The sequence below is a fragment of the Epibacterium ulvae genome (assembly GCF_018678075.1).
Classification (GTDB): Bacteria; Pseudomonadota; Alphaproteobacteria; order Rhodobacterales; family Rhodobacteraceae; genus Epibacterium; species Epibacterium ulvae_A.
The window spans coordinates 1-3,412 of the sequence record NZ_JAHHIR010000105.1; the positions used below are offsets into that span (position 1 = coordinate 1).

6 protein-coding genes are annotated in these 3,412 nt (G+C 42.8%); 2 read left to right on the forward strand and 4 right to left on the reverse strand.

Annotated features, from left to right (window positions below; all coding sequences use genetic code 11):
• Positions 1 to 170 precede the first annotated feature (170 nt).
• The 3 genes from KMP13_RS20045 to KMP13_RS20055 form a co-directional block, all read right to left on the reverse strand.
• Complete coding sequence (locus KMP13_RS20045) at positions 171 to 401, reverse strand: hypothetical protein (RefSeq protein WP_215267806.1); 231 nt, start codon at positions 399 to 401, stop codon at positions 171 to 173.
• 119 nt (positions 402 to 520) lie between these two features.
• Positions 521 to 829 (reverse strand): hypothetical protein, encoded by a 309-nt coding sequence (locus KMP13_RS20050; RefSeq protein WP_215267807.1) that lies wholly within the window; start codon positions 827 to 829, stop codon positions 521 to 523.
• A 781-nt stretch (positions 830 to 1,610) separates the two neighbouring features.
• Positions 1,611 to 1,832: a hypothetical protein gene (locus tag KMP13_RS20055; RefSeq protein ID WP_215267808.1), complete on the reverse strand. Its 222-nt coding sequence runs from the start codon at positions 1,830 to 1,832 to the stop codon at positions 1,611 to 1,613.
• 96 nt (positions 1,833 to 1,928) lie between these two features.
• On the opposite strand from KMP13_RS20055, the gene KMP13_RS20060 reads away from it, so the two are divergent.
• The gene (locus tag KMP13_RS20060; protein ID WP_215267809.1) at positions 1,929 to 2,201 is read left to right on the forward strand and encodes a hypothetical protein; all 273 of its coding nucleotides are present in this window, start codon (positions 1,929 to 1,931) and stop codon (positions 2,199 to 2,201) included.
• Between the two features lie 91 nt (positions 2,202 to 2,292).
• Here KMP13_RS20060 and KMP13_RS20065 read toward each other — a convergent pair whose 3' ends face one another.
• Positions 2,293 to 2,667: a hypothetical protein gene (locus tag KMP13_RS20065; RefSeq protein WP_215267810.1), complete on the reverse strand. Its 375-nt coding sequence runs from the start codon at positions 2,665 to 2,667 to the stop codon at positions 2,293 to 2,295.
• Between the two features lie 62 nt (positions 2,668 to 2,729).
• Between KMP13_RS20065 and KMP13_RS20070 the strand changes: the two genes are divergently transcribed.
• Positions 2,730 to 3,412 (forward strand): phage integrase (locus KMP13_RS20070; protein WP_215267811.1); only part of this gene is annotated, 683 nt, incomplete at its 3' end.

Below are 3,412 nucleotides of genomic sequence, written 5' to 3' on the forward strand. Positions count from 1 at the left end.
ATTGACCCATTTCTGAAATATCTGATTTACCTTCAGTTACCGCAGCATTAACACCTTCACCTAAAGCAGCGAAAGAAGGTGAAGAGAAAGCAGCAACAGTTAATACAGCACCAGTACGCGCATAAGAGTTACGAGCAAAAGCTTTTACATTTGGAAGTAATTTTTTCATATTAATAATCCCCTTTAGGATCAGTTGATGATTGTAAAACTAAGGTTTTAACTAACTTTGCTATGCCAGCAATAAGCAGCATTAGCATTAACCCCTCTTTCAATTCGGAATATTCCTCAATTGTTAAAGGGGGGCTTTGCGGCGCATATTCCTGAATAATCCACCCAGTTGAGCAATCTGGATAACCAGACTCAGAGACGAATATTTCAGAATCACACACCAACAAATTCATAAAACACCTGATAATCTAGAAAGTGAATAAGGCGCTGTTAGCCCTAGGTTGGGTAATCATGGGGCGCTACGCCCCCATACCCCTGTTTATAATCGCTAGGCGCTATGCCCGGTTGATCATTAAGAAGCAGCAGGCTTAGAGCGTGGCTGGCTTTCGATGTTTTTGTGCGTAGGGACAGCGCCGACGACATACTGAGTCATCTTGTCACCACCGCCTTGACGAAATTCGACTGTTAATTCGAAGTCACCAGGGATCGCACCGCGCAGTGATTCCAGAACATCAAAATCACCGTTCATTTTCATTGGCGGACAACCAATTTTGTCGGCTTCCGAGATTGCACCGCCTTCTATGTAAAGCTGGCTCATAGCCATGTTGTCCATTTTGAAACGCTTAGCGGCTAGTACGCGCACTTTTAATTGAGCTTGCATGTGAATCACCTTTTGTTAGTAAGCTGGGATAGCGAGACACGCTTTTTAATCCCATAGGATTGATAAGAAAGAGGAGGCCACGACTGCCAAGAGACAAGGCAGAGGTGAACCGAGTGGAGCTTTAATATTGATAAACCGTAAGTAGTAACCAGATCACGGCGAGTATCAGCACCCCATGCAACGATTGATTGAGCACAAGAGTGGCAACATTCAGAGCCGTAAACGGTCACGCATTGACGTTGATACGAAGGATCGATAAAAGAGACAAATGTTTTAAAGCCCTCATAAGTCGCGTTACAGCGAGGGCATTTTTCGTCAGGCTTTACGGGTATTTGAAATCCATACATATCAACGACCTCGAATTAAAACCGACCAGCGGAACACGACGAAACGCTGACCGGGGCTGATGGAGGAGCCACCCTTGTGCGGCTATATCCAAATAAATCAGATATGACCGACTTCGAATAACGTGCAGGGTAGTGACCCCCCACACGCCCCAGACTAGATTGACGCACTTGGCTACTAGGCAACGGGGAACCGATACCGTTAAAGCGCTTAAATGCTAAAAACGCAGTACGGTGAAAATTATCAACTACGGGTGAGTTAAAAGATGTGCGCAGATATTTGGCACGAACGAGCTGCAAGCACCGATAATCGATTTTTGGATTGTTGAGTGTTGAAATATTTACGGTGTAACAATCCACTAACGCGATATAGTCGAGGTGGGAGAGCAAAGGCTTGCGGCAGCATTCAAGACAGCGTTGGCTAAAGGTTTTCATTTTTAACCCCCTAGCTCTGAAACAAGCGCCACTATATTGATTAGTGAGGAACGTGAATTAGATTCGCCATTATTAAAACGAACCGTGGGTATATAGCCTCGTTGAATCCAGCCAGATACAACGCGCTCAGAAACACCAACAAGGTCGGCAAACTGTTTGCGGTCCATAACAGGCACGAATTGAGGCAGATTGAGATGTAATGGGTTAATATTTGTAGTCGTCATTGTCGTGTTCCTTTTTTAGCTACATATTACATAGCTAAATAGTACACTAGAAACTAATTATTGTAAATAGTAGCTATATTAAATAATTCTATGAAGATGAGCGCAGAAGATAGGGCATTGCTATTGCTGAGTAAGATTTCTTTGAAAGATCTGGCAGAGGTGAATAGCAATGAGTACAGAAGGTGGCAAAACATAAAAAGAGGTAGAGCACGCTTTGGGATTAATGAAGCGGAGACGCTAGCGGAAATTTTTCCGCAATATGCCTACTGGATTTTGACAGGGAGAGTTGATGTAGAAGCAGGGCATATAAGCCCAGAGATAGAAGAAGTAAGCGAACAGCTAAAAAGCACGGGAACGGATACCGAATAGCGCAACGGGTACAACAAAAATGGTACCGGCGAGGGAGCGCACAGGGCTGTGTATAATTTTATAAGGATATTACATGTTAGAAATTAGCAAGCTACCTACCTGAATAGATGTAATTATCATATTTGGCACAAGCTCGATTTGATTCACGTTGGGATGTATTGGTAGGTGTCTGCTCATGCATCCGTTTCCAATCTAAACAACTTCTGTTTAATTCCCTACCTTTTTTAGATTTCCTACGCGCTTCTTGATCCGCTTGGGCTTGGCGCAAAAGCTTCTGGTGATTAGCTTCTTTTCGAAGCTGCCTTTGTTCCTGAGCTGCAATAGCGGCTTGCTCAGTCTCTTTGCGTATTTGGTCAGTGGCTACTTTTAATTGATAGTAATGGAACACATCTGATAGACGATCAGCCGCAAAAGTACCCAAAGTTACCGCTAAGAAGATGATTAAAAATTTAGATAATGCTTGCATAAGAGAGGGCTACGCCATTAAAAGTAATACGGAAATTAAAGCAGAAAAGCAAAAAAGTACAAATGAGTATTACAAAAACGGAATCAGGCTGGAAAGTAGACGTTAGGCCAAATGGATCAGGGAAGCGTTACCGTAAAACATTAAAGACCAAAGCAGAGGCTATACGATGGCAGGCATGGTTAGTTCAGGAGAGTGCAAAAAATCCTGATTGGGAACCACCCAAAGCAGATAAAAGAAGGTTAGCCGATCTAGTCGATGAATGGTTTTTATTGCATGGTCAGCACTTAAAAGATGGGGCTAAACGAGTCAGCAAATTAAGAAAAATTTGTGATGAGCTAAACAACCCTAAGGCCGATGATGTAACCGCTGATATGTACTTACAATGGCGAGCAGAAAAAGCTAAGACCTTTAAGGCAAATACATTAAATCATGATCTAGCATACCTAAAGGCCGTGTTTAACGAGCTAATACGGCAAAGTCTGTATAAGAAAAACCCATTAGAAAATATTAAGCCGATCAAAATTGATGAGAACCCGCTCAGCTATCTGACCAGTGATGAAATCGTTACATTAATTAATGAGCTAAAGCGTTGCAGAAACAAGGATGCACTTGTGATTAGTAAAGTGTGTTTAGCGACGGGTGCAAGATGGACTGAGGCCGAAAGCTTAACGAAAGAACAGGTGAGGTCGAATGCAATTAGTTTGCACCGGACAAAAAGCGGCAAAAACCGAACCATACCCATATA